Source organism: Psychrobacter sp. S1-30-MNA-CIBAN-0213, from assembly GCF_040309845.1.
GTDB lineage: Bacteria > Pseudomonadota > Gammaproteobacteria > Pseudomonadales > Moraxellaceae > Psychrobacter.
Genome location: NZ_JBEOPE010000129.1, coordinates 1 through 251, shown reverse-complemented (window position 1 = coordinate 251; position 251 = coordinate 1). Strand labels below are relative to the sequence as shown.

Annotated in this window: 1 pseudogene; it reads left to right on the top strand. The window is 48.2% G+C overall.

The features are described 5' to 3' along the window. A pseudogene (locus AAEY87_RS14215) lies at window positions 1-251 on the top strand (TRAP transporter substrate-binding protein); the annotation flags it as partial.

The following is a 251-nucleotide window of genomic DNA, read 5'->3' as shown; positions in this document are numbered from 1 at the left end:
ATATTCTTAGCCGCCTCGATTGCGATGACTGGTTGCTCCAATAACGACCAAGCAGGAGGCGCGTCTACAGATGCAGGTGAAGTGACAACATTGCGGTTCTCGCATTTCATGACTGCCACTGACAATATAAACACCGAAGCGTTAGAGCCATGGGCAAAGAAAATTGAAGCAGATTCAAAAGGTCGCTTAAAGGTTGAGATATACCCTTCTGCGACGCTCAGCAAACCAGGTGCTACCTATGACGCTACAGC